General features: G+C 71.8%; 11 protein-coding genes and 1 riboswitch. Of the genes, 5 read left to right on the forward strand and 6 right to left on the reverse strand.

From position 1 onward, the window contains the following. Positions 1-4: 4 nt before the first annotated feature. Both ABD211_RS04785 and ABD211_RS04790 read right to left on the reverse strand, forming a co-directional pair. Positions 5-1891: an acetolactate synthase large subunit gene (locus ABD211_RS04785; protein WP_425560344.1), complete on the reverse strand. Its 1887-nt coding sequence runs from the start codon at positions 1889-1891 to the stop codon at positions 5-7. 194 nt (positions 1892-2085) lie between these two features. Next, positions 2086-4311, reverse strand: a complete 2226-nt coding sequence (locus tag ABD211_RS04790; RefSeq protein ID WP_344126603.1) for a putative bifunctional diguanylate cyclase/phosphodiesterase — start codon at positions 4309-4311, stop codon at positions 2086-2088. A 163-nt stretch (positions 4312-4474) separates the two neighbouring features. Between ABD211_RS04790 and ilvD the strand changes: the two genes are divergently transcribed. The 5 genes from ilvD (at position 4475) to ABD211_RS04815 (ending at position 11867) form a co-directional block, all read left to right on the forward strand. Next, on the forward strand, positions 4475-6322 hold the full coding sequence (gene ilvD, locus ABD211_RS04795; RefSeq protein ID WP_344126605.1) for a dihydroxy-acid dehydratase: 1848 nt from the start codon (positions 4475-4477) through the stop codon (positions 6320-6322). Positions 6323-6374: 52 nt separating this feature from the next. Then, positions 6375-7844: an AAA family ATPase gene (locus tag ABD211_RS04800; protein ID WP_344126607.1), complete on the forward strand. Its 1470-nt coding sequence runs from the start codon at positions 6375-6377 to the stop codon at positions 7842-7844. A gap of 91 nt (positions 7845-7935) precedes the next feature. Beyond that, positions 7936-8024: riboswitch (ZMP/ZTP riboswitch) on the forward strand. 28 nt (positions 8025-8052) lie between these two features. Continuing rightward, positions 8053-9321, forward strand: a complete 1269-nt coding sequence (locus ABD211_RS04805) for a serine hydroxymethyltransferase (RefSeq protein ID WP_344126609.1) — start codon at positions 8053-8055, stop codon at positions 9319-9321. A gap of 191 nt (positions 9322-9512) precedes the next feature. Beyond that, positions 9513-10247 carry a class I SAM-dependent methyltransferase gene (locus tag ABD211_RS04810; protein WP_344126611.1) on the forward strand — a complete coding sequence of 245 codons (735 nt, stop codon included), beginning with the start codon at positions 9513-9515 and terminating at the stop codon, positions 10245-10247. Positions 10248-10310: 63 nt separating this feature from the next. Next, positions 10311-11867, forward strand: coding sequence for a glycosyltransferase (locus ABD211_RS04815; protein WP_344126717.1), 1557 nt, complete (start codon positions 10311-10313; stop codon positions 11865-11867). Here ABD211_RS04815 and ABD211_RS04820 read toward each other — a convergent pair. The 4 genes from ABD211_RS04820 to ABD211_RS04835 are packed head-to-tail and all read right to left on the reverse strand — an operon-like array spanning position 11864 to position 16755. Continuing rightward, positions 11864-13942, reverse strand: a complete 2079-nt coding sequence (locus tag ABD211_RS04820) for an acyltransferase family protein (RefSeq protein WP_344126613.1) — start codon at positions 13940-13942, stop codon at positions 11864-11866. The genes ABD211_RS04815 and ABD211_RS04820 overlap by 4 nt on opposite strands. Further along, positions 13939-15063 (reverse strand): DegT/DnrJ/EryC1/StrS family aminotransferase, encoded by a 1125-nt coding sequence (locus tag ABD211_RS04825; protein WP_344126615.1) that lies wholly within the window; start codon positions 15061-15063, stop codon positions 13939-13941. The genes ABD211_RS04820 and ABD211_RS04825 overlap by 4 nt, the downstream gene beginning before the upstream one ends. Next, positions 15044-15742, reverse strand: a complete 699-nt coding sequence (locus ABD211_RS04830) for an acyltransferase (RefSeq protein WP_344126617.1) — start codon at positions 15740-15742, stop codon at positions 15044-15046. Before ABD211_RS04830 ends, ABD211_RS04825 begins: the two co-directional genes overlap by 20 nt. Next, the gene (locus tag ABD211_RS04835) at positions 15724-16755 is read right to left on the reverse strand and encodes a Gfo/Idh/MocA family protein (protein ID WP_344126619.1); all 1032 of its coding nucleotides are present in this window, start codon (positions 16753-16755) and stop codon (positions 15724-15726) included. The genes ABD211_RS04830 and ABD211_RS04835 overlap by 19 nt, the downstream gene beginning before the upstream one ends. Positions 16756-16900: the final 145 nt, after the last annotated feature.

Raw genomic sequence — 16900 nt, forward strand, 5'->3', positions numbered from 1 at the left:
ACACCTACAGCTCGTCGTCGTCGAAGGCAGGGCGCATGCCCCGGGCGAACAGGATCTCGTCGTTGCTGGTGCCGGCGGCCACCATCGGCCACACCATGGCGTCCTTGCCGACGACGAAGTCGATCACCACCGGGGCGTCGTTGATCGACATGGCGGCCTCGATGGTCTTGTCCACGTCGGCGGCGGTCTCGCAGCGCAGCCCGATGCAGCCCAGCGCCTCGGCGAGCTTCACGAAGTCCGGGATGCGGTGCTTGTGGGTGCCCAGGTCGGTGTTGGAGTAGCGCTCGTTGTAGAACAGCGTCTGCCACTGGCGCACCATGCCCAGGTTGCCGTTGTTGATCACAGCGACCTTGATCGGGATGTTCTCCAGCGCGCAGGTGGCCAGCTCCTGGTTGGTCATCTGGAAGCAGCCGTCGCCGTCGATCGCCCACACCGTGGTGTCCGGCTTGCCGACCTTGGCGCCCATGGCCGCCGGCACGGCGTAGCCCATGGTGCCGGCGCCGCCGGAGTTCAGCCAGGTGTACGGCTTCTCGTACGAGACGAACTGGGAGGCCCACATCTGGTGCTGGCCCACGCCCGCCGCGTAGATCGCGTCCGGCCCGGCGATCTCGCCCAGCCGCTTGATCACGTACTGCGGGGCGAGCGTGCCGTCCGTCGGCTCCTCCCAGCCCAGCGGGTACCGCGAGCGCACGTCCTTCAGCTGGCTCACCCACGGCGAGATGTCCGCCCGGTGGCCGGCCTTGTACTCCGCCTCCAGCGCGCCGATCAGCTCGTCGATGACGTAGCGCGCGTCGCCCACGATCGGCACGTCCGCGGTGCGGTTCTTGCCGATCTCGGCCGGGTCGATGTCGGCGTGGATGATCGCCGCGCCCGGCGCGAAGCTGTCCAGCTTGCCGGTCACCCGGTCGTCGAACCGGGCGCCCAGCGCGATGAGCAGGTCGGCCTTCTGCAACGAGAGGACCGCCGCGACCGTGCCGTGCATGCCGGGCATGCCCATGTGCTGGTCGTGGCTGTCCGGGAACGCGCCGCGGGCCATCAGCGTGGTGACCACCGGCATGCCGGTCAGCTCGGCCAGCTTGCGCAGCGACGCCGAGGCGTGCGCCTTGAGCACGCCGCCGCCGACGTACAGCACGGGCCGGCGGGCCGTCGCCATGAGGCGGGCGGCCTCACGGATCTGCTTGCCGTGCGGCTGCAGCGTCGGGCGGTAGCCCGGCAGCTCCAGCGTCGGCGGCCAGCTGAACGTGGTCTGCGCCTGCAGCACGTCCTTCGGCAGGTCCACCAGGACCGGACCGGGCCGGCCGCTGCCGGCCAGGTGGAACGCCTCGGCGAGCACGCGCGGGATGTCCTCGGGGCGCTGCACCAGGTAGTTGTGCTTGGTGATGGGCAGCGTGATGCCGTGGATGTCCGCCTCCTGGAAGGCGTCCGTGCCGATCGCGGCGCGCGCGACCTGGCCGGTGATCGCGACCATGGGCACCGAGTCCATGTACGCGTCGGCGATGGGGGTCACCAGGTTGGTCGCGCCCGGGCCGGAGGTGGCGATGCAGACGCCGACCTTGCCGGTGGCCTGCGCGTACCCCGTGGCCGCGTGGCCGGCGCCCTGCTCGTGGCGCACCAGGATGTGGCGCACGCGGGAGTCGAAGAGCGGGTCGTACGCGGGCAGGATCGCGCCACCGGGGATGCCGAAGGCGACCTCGACGTCGAGCGCCTCGAGCGACCGGACGAACGACTGGGCGCCGGTGAGGGTCTCGACCGACGGGGTGACGGTGGCCGCCGGCGGGTGGGGCCGTACCCCCGCCGCGACGGTGAGCGGCGACGGCGCGCCGGTCGCGGGCGGTGTCGGCGTAGCGCCGCTGCCCGGTCGGGTCTTGGCTGATTCGCTGGGTGACTTCATCGCGTCCATGCCTTCGCGTGAGTGGCTGTCCGGATCCAACAAAAAAGCCCGGGTGCCGGAGCACGCGGGCTAGCGCATCGACCTGGGGTCGACGCGCTATCGGAGAAGTACTCGGACGAGCCGGGTGTGCGACATGACCACAGACTGCCTCATCTCATGCCGCGCGTCAACTCATCTCACATCGTGGTGAACGATCATGGCTCACTGGGGTCTACCAGGGACTCCGCGTCCGCGCCCGCCAACAGAGCCTCCACCCGCTCGGCGGGCATGGCCCGGCCGAAGAGATAGCCCTGACCGAGGTGGCAACCGGCCTGCTCGACGATCGAGCGCTGGTCATCGTCCTCGACACCCTCGGCGACGACCTGCAGCCCGAGCCGCTCGCCCAACTGCACCACGATGTCCACGAGCGGGCCGGCCGTGGTGGGCGTCACTCCCTCGCCGCCCGGGCGGGCCGGCTCGGCCACCAGCTCACGGTCGATCTTGATGACGTCGACGGGCAGCTTCCACAGCTGGCCCAGCGACGAGTAGCCGGAGCCGAAGTCGTCCAGCGCGACCCGCACGCCCAGCTCCCGCAGGGCGGCCAACGGGCGGGCCAGCTCCTCGATATCGTCCGCCACGCTCTGCTCGGTGACCTCGATCACGAGCCGCCGCGGCGGCACGTGGTGCTCGCGCAGCACCTCGGCGACGTGCTCGGCGTAGCGCAGGCCCCGCAGCTCCCGCACGGACACATTCACCGCGAGCCACAGGTCGTGGCCCTCGGCGAGCCAGAGGGAGAGCTGGTGGCAGGCCTCGTGCACGGTCCACCGGCCCAGCTCGCCGATCATGCCGATCTCCTCAGCGACCGGGATGAACTCCCCCGGCGGCACCGGACCCAGCTCGGGATGGCGCCAGCGCAGCAGCGCCTCCACACCGACCGGCTTCCCGCCGGGCAGCGCGACGACGGGCTGGTAGCTCAGGCTCAGCTCCTTGCGACCGATCGCCCGGCGCAGGCCCTGTTCGAGGGTGACGCGGCGGCGGATCCAGCCGTCGTACGTGCTGTCGTAGTGCTGCACCCGGCTCTTGCCGCCCTGCTTGGCCACCCGCAGCGCCACGTCCGCGTGCCGGAACACGGTCAACGGCTCGCCGCTGGCCAGGCCGATGCTCGCCGTGATGTCGACGGTCACCCCGCCCACCTGGTACGGCCGGGACAGGACGACGAGCAGCCGGTCGGCGACCGTGCGGGCGACCTCCTCGGGCGCCCAGGTCAGCACCGCGAACTCGTCGCCGCCGAGGCGCACCGCCACGTCGCCGGGGCGGATGCTGGCCCGCAGCCGCCGGCCCACCTCCAGCAGGACGGCGTCGCCGACCTCGTGACCGTGCAGGTCGTTGATGTTCTTGAAGCCGTCCAGGTCGATCGCGACGACGGCGGCCAGGCCCCGGGCGGGGCGCTCGTGGCGCAGCAGCTCGGTCAGGCGCCGCCGGTTGCCAAGGTTGGTCAGCGGATCCGTGTACGCCATGACGCGGAAGTGCTTCTCGCTGACCTCCAGCTTGTCGGCGTGCCCGCTGACGTCGCGCAGCGCGATGGTCAGCCGGGCGAACAGCGACAGGAGGACGGCGGCGCCGGCGATCGCGCTCACCGCCGCGAGCTGCCCGGTGGTGATCAGCTCGAAGGCCGCGGCGACGAACGCCGCGCCGACGCACAGGGTCAGCCACAGGTGGTTCGGCTGGCGCTCGGCGACCGTCGCGACCTCGGCGCCCGAGCGGCCCACGAGGATCGCCGCGACCGCGATGCACACGCAACCCACGCTGACCGGGATGACGGAACTGCCCGCACGCACGGCCTCGGGAAAACAGCACACGAGTACGCCCGCGAGGCCGCCCACCGCGACCAGGGCGGCGCCGAGGGCCGCGAGCACGGCGAACCGCCGCGGCGTGACCGCCCGCGCCGCGGTCATGACGGCGAGCCCGGCCACGCACGCGGCCACGGCAGCGGGCAGGGCGATCACCAGGAACCGGGCGGTCAGGCCGGGCGTCAGCGGGTCGTCGGCGATCGCGATGAACGCGATCCAGCCCACGAAGAAGATACTGGAGCCGAGGATGAACCCGTCCAGCCCGTGGCGCAGCTTGGCCCGGGCGCCGGCGTCGGGGCCGAGCAGGTCGAGCAGGCCGATCACGAACGGCGCCGCGGCCAGGACGCCGCCGACCGCGGCCGTCCAGGCGACCGGCGTCGCCCGGTCGGCGCCGTGCGCCGCAAGGGCGGTCACCGCGAGCGCGACCGCGCTCGCGGCCATCCCCACACACAGCCACACGTACGCCCGCCGCCACGCGTCGCGGAGCGCGCGCAGCGCGCCGAGCACCGCGAGGACGCACAGGACGGCGACTCCGCCGCCGGCGAACGCGGTGATCTCCACAATGGAGCGGAGCCCGGGGGTGAGGGGCACGGGTCACACTCTGCCCTATCCCGCACCCGCGTGGGAGATCCCGTGCGCGTCCGGTGGATACCGGACACCCGGGCACGGAACTCCCTGATCATGACTCCCGCCCCGTGGACGCTGCGCGTGCCGGTGACTTGCCGTTCCGGCCAGCGGTGCCACACTTGGGCACATGCCGCAGCTCCGTTCCACCACGTCCACCTCGGGCCGCAACATGGCCGGCGCCCGGGCCCTCTGGCGGGCCACCGGGATGACCGACGCCGACTTCGGTAAGCCGATCGTGGCCGTCGCCAACAGCTTCACCCAGTTCGTCCCCGGCCACGTCCACCTGCGCAACCTCGGCGCGCTGGTCAGCGAGGCGATCGAGGAGGCCGGCGGCATCGGCCGCGAGTTCAACACGATCGCGGTGGACGACGGCATCGCCATGGGTCACGGCGGCATGCTGTATTCCCTGCCGTCCCGCGAGCTCATCGCCGACGCGGTGGAGTACATGGTGCAGGCGCACTGCGCCGACGCGCTGGTCTGCATCTCCAACTGCGACAAGATCACCCCGGGCATGCTGCTCGCCGCGCTGCGGCTCAACATCCCGACGGTCTTCGTCTCCGGCGGCCCGATGGAGGCCGGCAAGACCGTCTCCATCGACGGCGTCGTGACCCACAAGCTCGACCTGATCGACGCCATGATCGCCGCCGCCGACGAGAAGGTCACCGACGCGGAGCTGGACACGATCGAGCGCTCCGCCTGCCCCACCTGCGGCTCGTGTTCCGGAATGTTCACCGCGAATTCGATGAACTGCCTCACCGAGGCCATCGGCCTGTCACTGCCGGGCAACGGCTCGACGCTGGCAACCCACGCCGCGCGCCGCGAGCTGTTCACCACGGCGGGTCGCCTCGTGGTGGACCTGGCCCGGCGCTACTACGCGGGCGACGACTCCTCCGTGCTGCCCCGGGCCATCGCGACCCGGTCGGCGTTCGAGAACGCGGTGGCGCTCGACGTGGCCATGGGCGGCTCGACCAACACCGTGCTGCACCTGCTGGCCGCCGCCCGCGAGGCCGAGCTCGACTTCGGCGTCGCCGACATCGACGCGATCTCCCGCCGGGTGCCCTGCCTGTCCAAGGTCGCGCCGAACACGCAGAAGTACCACATGGAGGACGTGCACCGGGCCGGCGGCATCCCCGCCCTGCTCGGCGAGCTGGACCGGGCCGGCGCGCTCAACCGCGACGTGCACGCCGTGCACTCCCCCGACCTGGACACCTGGCTGGGCGAGTGGGACGTGCGCGGCGGCAGAGCCAGCGAGCAGGCCATCGAGCTGTTCCACGCCGCCCCCGGCGGGGTGCGCACCACCGAGCCGTTCTCCACGACGAACCGGTGGAAGACGCTCGACACCGACGCCGCCGACGGCTGCATCCGCGACATCGCGCACGCGTACTCGGCGGACGGTGGGCTGGCCATCCTGCACGGCAACCTGGCGCCCGACGGCTGCGTCGTGAAGACCGCCGGCGTGCCCGAGGAGAACCTGCGCTTCACCGGGCGGGCCCGGGTCTTCGAGTCCCAGGAGTCGGCGGTCGAGGGCATCCTCAACAAGTCCGTCGTCGCCGGCGACGTCGTGGTCATCCGCTACGAGGGCCCCAAGGGCGGCCCCGGCATGCAGGAGATGCTCTACCCCACGTCGTTCCTCAAGGGGCGCGGGCTGGGCCGCGCCTGCGCGCTGATCACCGACGGGCGCTTCTCCGGCGGCACGAGCGGCCTGTCGATCGGGCACGTCTCCCCCGAGGCGGCCGGCGGCGGCCTGATCGCCCTGGTCGAGGAGGGCGACGAGATCGCCATCGACATCCCGGCCCGGTCGATCGCGCTGAACGTCGCCGACGACGTGCTCGACGCGCGGCGGATCGCCCAGGAGAAGCGCGACCGGCCGTACACGCCGGTCGACCGCGAGCGACCCGTGTCCGCCGCCCTGCGCGCGTACGCCTCGATGGCCACCTCCGCCAGCGACGGCGCCTACCGCCGCGTCCCGGAGTAGCCCGCCTGAGAATGATAGCCAGACCTATTATAGGTCTGGCTATCATTCTGTCGTGACCGTAAAGCCATCACGCCTGTTCGGCCGCGATCATGAGTGGTCTGAACTGGTCGACTTCGCCTCGTCCGCGACTGCCGGCGCGACGCTCGGTCTGGTCTACGGTCGTCGCCGGCAGGGCAAGACGCTGCTTCTCGAACTCCTGAGCCGCGAGTTGGGCGGCTTTCTCTTCGCGGCAACGCAGCAGACCGAGGCCATGAACCTTGCTGACCTCGGCGCCGCCTACGCCGCGCACCGAGGTCTCGGTGTTCCCGTCGCGTTCACCGACTGGCGGCAGGCCCTGGCGGAATTGCTCCGCCTGGGTGAAGACCGGCAGGTGCCCGTCATCATCGACGAGTTTCCCTATCTCACGGCCGCGACGCCGGCGCTGCCGTCGTACCTGCAACAGGCGCTCAGCCCGTTGAGCCACGCCAAGGAGCACACCCGAACCCGGCTCATCCTGTGTGGCAGCGCCTTGACCACCATGACCCAACTGCTTGGTGGCGGCGCGCCCCTGCGGGGACGCGCGGTCCTGGAACTGGTGGTCAGGCCGTTCGGTTACCGGGAGGCCGCCGCGTTCTGGGGACTTCTGGACCGGCCCGAGCTCGCGTTCCGGGTGAACGCACTGCTTGGTGGAACCCCCGCCTACCTGGAAATGTCCGGAGGCGTGGGCCCCTCCGACGCTCGATCCTTCGATGCCTGGGTCACGCGACGACTCCTCAACCCCGCGTCCGCCATGTTCCGCGAAGGCAATCTGCTCCTCCGCGAGGAACCGACGATCACAGACCCTTCTTCGTACGCGGCAGTATTGTCAGCGATCAGCGCTGGCCGGACCCGGCGCAGCGAGATCGCGGCGGCGCTCGGCCGGCCCAGTACGGCCATTGCTCACCCACTCACCGGACTCGAGAACATCGGGCTGCTGAACCGGGTTGACGATGCGTTACGCAGCAAGCGCGGCGTCTATCGCATCAGCGAACCGGTGGTGCGGCTCCACCAACTGATCATCTCCCGCCACGAACCTGAGCTGATCTCCGGACGCGCCGAGCGGGTCTGGCAGGAACAGGCCGACACGGTGGCGTCAAGGATCTACGGACCCCATTTCGAGGACCTGGCGCGGGCCTGGTGCCGCGATTATGCAGACCTACGAACTTTGGGCGGTGCGCCGAGCTCAGTGCTGCCCGCGACTGTCGCGTGCCAGGAACACAAGCAGGGCCACGAACTCGACGTTGTGGTGCAGGAGAAGACGTCCAGCGATGGCTCCTCCGTCGTCGCCATCGGTGAGGCGAAGGGAACCAACTCACCGATGAACATCAGCGAGTTGGACAGACTCGAACATCTCCGGGCCCTGGTTCCCACCGAACGGGTGTCCCGGCCGCCCAAGCTGATTCTCTTCGCCCGTGGCGGCTTCACGTCCGACCTGACACACACTGCCGCACATCGCGAAGACGTCGAACTCATCGATCTCGCCCGCTTGTACTCCGGCGACTGACCAGTACGGCGCTGGTGCACTGTGCCGCACGGCACGTCCTGTCCCGGCCGGCGCGCCTCCCCGCCCTGCTGACGCAGGCGGTAAGGTGGGCGTCGACGACCGCGACTGGCGCACGCGAGGTGGAATCGACCACCGGGGAGCGACCGCAGATCGGGAACACCGCGCGCCTGGGTGACCCGGTCGCCGGCTCCTGCCAGGAGGAACGCTCATGCACGTACCCAACCTGTCGCATCTGGCCACCGCGGACCCGCAGCTCGCCGGTCTGATCGAGGACGAGGCGACCCGGCAGCACGACAAGCTCCGCATGATCGCGTCGGAGAACTACGTCTCCGCCGCGGTCCTGGAGGCCACCGGCACGGTCCTCACGAACAAGTACTCCGAGGGCTACGCCGGCAAGCGGTACTACGAGGGCCAGCAGTTCGTCGACCCGATCGAGGAGCTGGCCCGCACCCGCGCCGAGGCGCTGTTCGGCGTCGACCACGCCAACGTCCAGCCGTACTCGGGCTCCCCCGCGAACCTGGCCGTGTTCCTGGCCTTCCTGCAGCCGGGCGACACGTTCCTGTCGCTGGAGCTGGCCCACGGCGGCCACCTCACGCACGGCTCGCCGGTGTCCGCGACCGGCAAGTGGTTCCGGCCGGTGCACTACGCCGTCGACCGGGCGACCGGCCGCATCGACATGGACCACGTGCGCGAGCTCGCCCTCGCCGAGCGGCCCAAGATGATCATCTGCGGCGGCACGGCGATCCCACGTACCATCGACTTCCCGGCCTTCGCGGCGATCGCCCGCGAGGTCGGCGCCGTCCTGCTGGCCGACATCGCGCACATCGCGGGCCTGGTCGCCGGCGGCGCGCACCCGTCGCCGGTCGGCCACGCCGACGTCATCTCGACCACGACGCACAAGACGCTGCGCGGCCCGCGCGGCGCCATGCTCATGAGCACGGCCGAGCACGCAACCGCCATCGACAAGGCGGTCTTCCCCGGTCTGCAGGGCGGCCCGCACAACCACACCACGGCCGGCATCGCCGTGGCGCTGGGCGAGGCGGCCCAGCCGTCGTTCCGCGACTACGCCGCGCAGGTCGTCGCGAACGGCAAGGCGCTGGCCGCGGCCCTGGTCGAGCGGGGCTTCAACCTCGTCTCCGGCGGCACGGACAACCACCTGATCCTCATCGACCTGACCGACAAGGGCGTCGAGGGCAAGCCGGCCGCCAAGGCGCTCGACCGGGCGGGCATCGAGCTCAACTTCAACACCGTGCCGTACGACCCGCGCAAGCCGTGGAACCCGTCGGGCATCCGCCTGGGCACCGCCGCGATCACCACCCGCGGCCTCACCGAAGAGCACATGCCCCAGGTCGCCACCTGGTACGACGAGGCCATCACCGCGGTGGTCAAGGACGACGAGGCGGCGCTCGACCGCGTCGCCGGCGAGGTCGCCGACCTGCTGGCCGGCTTCCCGATGCCGGGCTACGCCGCCAGCTGACCCGATCAGGGCCGCGGGCTGCCGGACCTACCGGCGGCCCGCGGCCCTGATTTATGGCAGCCGACCAACCAAATCCAGACACAACGTTATGATTGCCCTTATCCGCGTAGATAAGGGCAAATGCGATGAAGGTACGATCCTTGGCTCGGCGCGCTCTCCGGCCGCTCGTGCCACGTGGGCGGCGGCGACGCGTGGCGCCGGCAACCGGGGCTCCGGTCGACGTCCGGGACATCGCGCATGACCTGACGCGCCTCGCGGTCCATTTCAAGACCGACAAGTGGGGCACCCACCGGTACACGACGCACTACCAGCGCCACCTGGGGCATCTGCGCGACGAGCCGATCAACCTCCTCGAGATCGGCATCGGCGGCTACAACCGCCCCGGCGCGGGCGGCGCGTCGCTGCGCATGTGGAAGCACTTCTTCCCCCGGGCCCGGATCTTCGGCCTCGATCTCGAGGACAAGTCGCATGTCCAGGAGGACCGGATCACCACGTACGTGGGCGACCAGTCCGACCCGGACACGCTGCGCGCGATCGCGCGGGACATCGGCACGCTGGACGTCATCATCGACGACGGCAGTCACCTGAGCCCGCACGTCATCCTGACCTTCCAGACCCTGTTCCCGCTGCTGGCCCCGAGCGGCATCTACGTCGTCGAGGACACCCAGACGTCGTACTGGCCCGAGTGGCGGGGTCGTCAGGAACGCGACGCGACCGACACGTCCATGAGCATGCTCAAGTCCCTGGTGGACGGGCTCAACTACGAAGAGTTCGTCGACGAGGACTACCACCCCACGTACACGGACCTCAATGTGGTCGCGGCGCATTTCTACCACAACCTCGCGATCATCGAGAAGGGCGTGAACGCGGAGGGCACCAACAAGAGGCGCGTCCTCAAGAAGCGCTATGGGCCGCCCGCGGAGTAACGGGCCCGCCCGCCGGTCGTTCTGCTCACTGGACAGGCTTATCTGTCCAGGTGGGGGGCCGTGATGGCGGACGTCAGCGTCGTGGTGGCCGTGTACAACACGATGCCGTACCTCAAGCGCTGCCTCGCCTCGCTGGCCCGGCAGACCATCGGCCTCGACCGGATGCAGGTCGTCCTCGTCAACGACGGCTCGACCGACGGCAGCGGCGACCGGCTCGACCGGATCGCCCGCCGGCACCCGGGCACGTTCGAGGTGATCCACCAGGCGAACTCGGGCGGCCCGGCCGCGCCGAGCAACCGTGGCCTGGAGCGGGCGCGCGGTCGCTACGTCTTCTTCGTCGGCGCCGACGACTACCTCGAGCCCGACGCGCTCGCCACGGCGGTCGCCATGGCCGACGCGCACGCCAGCGACGTCGTCGCGATCCGGATGGCCGGCGAGAACGGCCGCTTCGTCCACCAGGGCATCTTCGCCCGTACGGCGGTGGACATCGACCTGGCGACCTCGGCGCTGGCCTGGTCGCTGTCCAACGTGAAACTGTTCCGCCGGGCGCTCATCGAACGGCACGCGATCCGCTACCCCGAGGAGCTGAGCGTCTCCAGCGACCAACCGTTCACGCTCGCGGCCCTGACGCACGCCCGGCGCGTCTCGGTCGCCGCTGACAAGATCTACTACCACGTGGTACGGCGCGGCGACGCCAGCAACATCACGTACAGCGCGCACCCGGAGGAGCGGCTGCGCTGCACCGAAGCGATCATGGCGTGCGCGGAGCGGCTCCTGCCCGCCGGCCCGGCGCGCGACGCGGTGCACCGGCGCCAGCTCACCTGGGAGGCGGCCAAGCTGCTCGAACCCGGGCTGCTCGCCCTCGAACGCGACGACCAGGAATGGATCTGCGCGGGCGTGGGCCGGCTGGCGAAGCTGTACCTCACCGACGGGATCGGCGGGAAGCTCGACCAGCGCCGCCGCCTGCGCCTCAGCCTGGCCCGGGCCGGCGCGCTGGACGCCCTGCTCGCCACGCTCGCGGTCGACGTCCGCGACGGGCCGCCGGTGGTCGTGTCCGACGGCCGGGCGTACGCGGCGTACCCGTGCTTCCGCGACGCCACGCTCGGCCTGCCCGACAGCTGGTTCGACGTCACCGACCACGCCGCGGGCCTGGTGGCCCGCGGGCTCACCGTGGACTCCGTGGACCTGACCGCGCGGGGCGGGCAGTGGGCCGTCACGGTCACGGCGGGGGTGGCGCCGGGCGCGACGCTGCCGCTCGGGGCCACCCGCGTCGACGTGGCGGCCGGCGAGGTGAGCGTCCCGCTCACCGCCGACGCGGGCGCGCCCCTGGGGGCGCGGCTGCCCGTCACCGCCCTGGTCGAGGCGTGCCCGCCCGGCGGCGTGCGGCATCCGCTGACGCTGCGCCTGGCCGGGCTGGGCGAGCAGCGCGACGCGCCGATCCGCATCCCCGGTCCGCGCCTGGGCCGCACCGTCTACCGCCAGCTGGGCCGGGGTGTGTACCGCGCGACCTTCAAGACGAACCGCGAGGGCGACGTCGCGCTTGACCTGCGGCCGGTCACGTGGGCCCACGTGACGGGCTGGCTAAGCCGCCGCCTGCGGCTCAAGGCCCGTCCGCGCTAGGGCCGTGACCGGGCGAACGCGGCCGAGAGGGCGTCCTTCAGCCTCGGCCGCAGCGACGCCGCGTAGGTCGCGGTGAGGTGGCTCTTGTCCCGGTAGACGAGCACGCCGCCGATCACCGCGGCGCACCGCTCGGTGGGGCAGATCGCGTCGTTGAGGTCGATGAGCGTGACGCCGGGCAGGTCCCGCGCGGCCTCCTCCTGCGCCTCGCCGGTCCCCGTCAGCGCGGCCGACCGGGGGAACGCGCAGCGGGTCAGCCGCGTACGGTTCGCCGCGACGCAGTCCGCGATGTGCCGCGCGGGGTACGGCGTGTCCCGGAGGACGACTACGCGGGTGCCGGCGTCCACAAAGGAACGCCAGGTCCGGCGGAGCGCGTCGACCACCGCGGCGTCGTTCCGGCCGGACGTGCCGCCCCCGGGCAGGCGGACGTGGTACTGCGCACTGCTGGTGATGAGAACGTCGGGCCGGTGCGGGCCCGACAGCAGGGCGCGAAGGTCGCGGTTCCAGTCGAGACACGACGTCACCTGCCGGGCGGACTGCTTGACGATCTCGGCATCCAGCAGCGGGCACGAGGACTTCGTGTACATGCGCCCGCGCCACCCCAGTTCCGTGGCGACGGGCTCGATCGCCGGCAGCCACTGCGCCATGTGCGAATCGCCGGTCACCGCCACCGTCAGGCGGCCGGCCGGATCCCCGAACTCGCACGTCGTGAGCTTGCCGTAGGTCCCCGCGTGGCAACCCTTCCGGTAGGACGCGGGCATGTCACCCGAGGCCACGGCCGGGTCCGGGACGACCACGGTGGCCCGGTCCGCCGGCGAGCCGGCCGGGTCGTCCCGGGGCTGCGGCCGCAGGACGGCGGCGCCGGGCGCGGACCCGGGGGCGTTGCCGGCCACGGACGGCACGGTCGTCAGCAGGACAACCGCGACGAGCACGGGTACGCCCGCACTGAGCGCCCCGAGCCGCAGCGCGCGGGCTGGCACGCGCACCAGGTGCCGGCTGTAGCGGAACGGGTTCTCGACGAGGTGGTACGTCAGCGCCGCGGGCACGACGGACGCCGTCACGACCACCAGGCCGGCGAGCGCGGACAGTTCCCCGTAACGTGCCTCGGCCGCGACGAGCAGGGGCCAGTGCCACAGGTACAGCGAGTACGAGATGGCACCGAGCGCCCGGAGGACCCCGGTGTCGAGCACGCGGGCCGGCCCGGCCCGGCCCGCCGCGGGACCGGCCGCGATCACCAGGGCGGCGCCGAGGACCGGCAGCGCGGCCGACCAGCCGGGGAAGGACGTCTCCCGGTCGAACCCCACGAGGGCCGCGCCGATCGCGGCCAGGCCGGCCCAACCGAGCCACGCGGCGACCCGGCGGGGCAGGCGCGACAACCGGGCCGCGCCGAGGGCGAGGGCACCGCCCAACGCGAGTTCCCACAGACGGGTGGTGGTCACGAAGTACGCCCGCTCCGGCTCGGCGTCGGTCAGGTACGCCGACCACAGGGACGACGGCACGCCCACCGCGGCGACCGCGCCGAGCAGCCAGGCGCGGGGCACGCGCGACCCGGGCTCGCGTGCGTGCCGCCGTGCCGACGCCCGTCGGCGGGCGACGAGCGCGCCGACGAGCACGAGCAGGACCGGCCAGATCAGATAGAACTGCTCCTCGACCGCGAGCGACCAGTAGTGCTGCAGGATGCTGGGCGGTTGGTCCTGGGCGAGGTAGTCGCCGGCCTGGTCGGCCAGCCGCCAGTTCACGACGTACGCGGCGGCCGCGATGACGTCGCCGGCCGTGTCGGACCACCGCGTGGCCGGCAGGCACCACCAGCCCAGCGCCAACGTGGCCAGCAGCACGACGCCCGCGGCCGGCAGCAACCGCCGCGAGCGGCGGGCGTAGAACGCGACCAGGTCGATCCGGCCGGTCCGGTCGAGCTCGGCGACGAGCAGACCGGTGATGAGAAAGCCGGAGATGACGAAGAAGACGTCCACGCCGACGAACCCGCCGGGCGCGAGCGGCACGCCCGCGTGCCACAGCAGCACCAGGGCGACGGCTACGCCGCGCAGTCCCGCGATGTCGGGCCGGAAGTCGCGGGTCACACCGCGGTCTCGAAGAACGCCGTCACCGCGGCGACGACGCGGGCCTGCTGCTCGTCCAGGAGCTCCGGGTACAGCGGCAGGGACAGGCACTCGCGCGCCCAGGCCTCCGTGACCGGCAGGGCTCCGGCGGGCACGCCGAGGTGCGCGTACGCGGGCTGGCGGTGGATCGGGACCGGGTAGTGCACGCCGGCGCCGATGCCCCGTTCGCGCAGGAAGGCCAGCAACGCGTCGCGGTGGCGGGTACGCAGCACGTACAGGTGGTAGATGCCGCGTCGGCCGGGCGGTTCGATAGGCACGACCAGGTCGCCGACGCCGGTCAGCAGGCTGTTGTACCTGGCCGCCAGCGCCCGTCGCCGCTCGTTGGCCCAGGCCAGGCCGGGCAGTTTGGCGTGCAGGACGGCCGCCTGCAGCGTGTCGAGGCGGTGGGCGTACCCGACGATCTGGTGCTCGTACTTGGAGGTGCGGCCGTGGTCGCGCAGCATCCGCACCGAGGCCGCCAACGCGTCGTCGTCCGTGGTGACCGCGCCCGCGTCACCGAATGCGCCGAGGTTCTTGCCGGGGTAGAACGAGAAGCAGCCGATCCGCCCGTACGAGCCGGCCCGGTGGATCGTGCCGTCCGGGGCGGTGAGCTCGGCGCCCTGCGCCTGGGCGGCGTCCTCGATGACGGGCACGCCCGCGTCCTCGGCGACGGCCGCGATGGCGGGCAGGTCGGCCGGGCAGCCGTACAGGTGCACCGGCATGACCGCGCGGACGCCGTCGATGGCACCCTTGAGCGCGACCGGGTCGAGGCAGCCGGTGGTCTCCTCCACGTCGACGAAGCGCGGCGTCGCGCCCAGCCAGGTGATCGGCTCCACCGAGGCGATGAACGTGTGCGCGGGCACGGCCACGACGTCGCCGGGTCCGATGCCGAGCGCGACGAGGGCCAGATGCACGGCCGCCGTACCCGAGCCGACGCCGATGGCGTGGCGGGTGCCGCAGAACCCGGCGTACGCCTCCTCGAAGAGGCCGACCTGCGGGCCGTTGATGAACTGGGCGCTGTTCACGACCTCGGCCATGGCGGCGTCGATGTCGGCGCGCTGGCGGGCGTAGGCGGCGTTGAGATCAACCAGCGGAATAGACATGATGGCCTCCCTGGCAGGCGTCGTGGCGGGCTTGCTGGTGCGGGAACTGGTAGGGCTGGTGGTCCAGGCCGGCGGGGCAGCCGAGCTGGTCGACGTCGCCGACGTGCCGGGCCGGCACGCCGACCGCGACCGCGCCGTCGGGCACGTCCCGGGTGACGACCGCGCCGGCGCCGATCAGGGCACCCGCCCCGATCCGTACGCCGGGCAGGATGGTCACGTTGGCGCCGACCCGCGCGCCCCGGCCCACGTGGACCCCGGCGATGCAGGACGACACGGACGGGCAGCGTGGGCGGGGGGCGTTGGTCAGCGTCACGCGCGGCCCGAGCCACGCGTCGTCCTCCAGCACCGAGTACTCGGGGATGAAGCACTGCGAGTGCACCCGTACCCGGTCGCCGATGCTGACGTGGTGCTCCACGACGGACAGCGACCCGATGGACACGTCGTCGCCGAGCACCGTGTCCTCGCGGATGAGCGCGTGATGGCCGGTGGCGAAGCCGGCGCCGGCGCGGACCCCCGCGTAGATGACGGTGTGGCTGCGCACGAGCGTGCCGTCGCCGAGGACCGTGGGCGTGGGTTGGTCGGTGGCAGGCCGACCGACCAGGCAGAACTCCTCCACCACGGCGTCCGCGCCGAGCTGGACGTCGGGCCAGATGACGGCGGTCAGTCGCGCATCGACCACGGCAGCCGCACCTCCACCCGCGCGCCGTCGGCCCGCAGCGAGGCGTCGACCGCCTCCAGCGCCGCCACCACCCGGGCGCCGTTCCAGCCGTCCACGACCGGCTGCTCGCCGGTGCGTACGCAGTCGAGGAAGTGGCTCACCAGCGCGTTGAGCGGTTCCACCGTGGGCAGCGCGGGGGCGTGCATGCCGTTGCTGCGCATCCGGTAGCGCCAGGCGCCGAACGGGTCGGCCTCCATCCGGTCCACGCCCTTGTCGTAGATGCGCAGGCTGGCGTCGGGGTCGAGGTCGTCGTAGACGAGCATGCGCTGGCTACCCACGAGCGTCGTGCGCCGGGTCTTCGACGGGTCGAGCCAGCTGACGTGCATGTGGGCCAGCACCCCTCCGGGGTACCCGGCGGTGACGAACATGACGTCCTCGACATCGTCGTTGAGGTACCGCGCGCCCCGGGCGGACACCCATTCAGGGGTACTCCCGACGAGGTAGTTCGCGATCGACACGTCGTGCGGTCCGATGGACCAGAACGCGTTGATGTCGTGTTGCACCCGGCCGAGGTTGAGCCGCTGGCCGTGGAGGTAGAGCAGGTCCCCCGCCTCGCCGCTGAGCAGGTACTCCCGCATCCACCGGATCGCCGGGACGAACTCGAAGGTGTGGCCGACCATGAGCACGAGCCCCAGCTTGTCGGCCCGCTCGGCCAGCCCCGCGGCGTCGACCGCGCTGAGGGCCAGGGGTTTCTCGACCAGGACGTGCTTGCCGGCGTCGAGCGCCCGGCGGGCGAGCGGGGCGTGGGTGGCCGCGGGGGTCGCGATGACGAGGGCGTGCACCTCAGGATCGTCGAGCGCCTCGTCGAGGTGTTCCACGACCCGCACGTACGGGTGCAGTCGGGCCGCCTCGGCCCGGCGGGACTCGGAGGTCTCGACGATGTACCGGAAGGACCGGCCGGCCAGGGTGCTGAGGTTCCGCGCGTGATTAGGCCCCCAGTACCCGAAACCGACCTGTGCGACGCCGACGCTCATGGGGCATCTCCAAGATCAAAGTGTGGGTGGTTTCCATATATAACGGATTAAACCCTGCTAGGAGACACGCGTAGGATGGTGCACTTTTAGACGGATCATCCGGTCTAATGTTTCTCGACCTGCCCCTACCGAGCATCGAGGAGAT

Origin of the sequence: Luedemannella flava, assembly GCF_039528515.1 — a bacterium.
Classification (GTDB): Bacteria; Actinomycetota; Actinomycetes; order Mycobacteriales; family Micromonosporaceae; genus Luedemannella; species Luedemannella flava.